General features: G+C 39.8%; 1 protein-coding gene. It reads left to right on the top strand.

The features are described 5' to 3' along the window. Positions 1 to 327, top strand: a 327-nt coding sequence (locus ADH81_RS04230) for an ISL3 family transposase (protein WP_049526709.1), incomplete at both ends; no start/stop codon positions are given.

Consider the following 327-nt stretch of genomic DNA (forward strand, 5'->3'; position numbering starts at 1 on the left):
AAAGTCCCTATGACGGCTATCGCAGAAAGTCTATCTGTCTCTACTTCGACAGTCATTCGTAAATTGAAAGAATTCAAATTCAAGACAGATTTATCTTTCCTTCCAACTCACATGTCTTGGGATGAATACAGCTTCAAGAAAGGTAAGATGAGCTTCATTGCACAGGATTTTGATTCCAGAAAGATCGTAGCTATCCTGGATGGGCGAACTCAAGTGACTATTCGCAATCATTTCCTTCGTTATTCTAGACAGGTGAGAAGTCGCGTGAAAGTCATTACCATGGATATGTTTAGCCCCTACTATGATATTGCCAGAAAACTTTTTCCT

This window comes from Streptococcus pseudopneumoniae, assembly GCF_001072925.1.
GTDB classification, from domain to species: domain Bacteria; phylum Bacillota; class Bacilli; order Lactobacillales; family Streptococcaceae; genus Streptococcus; species Streptococcus pseudopneumoniae_Q.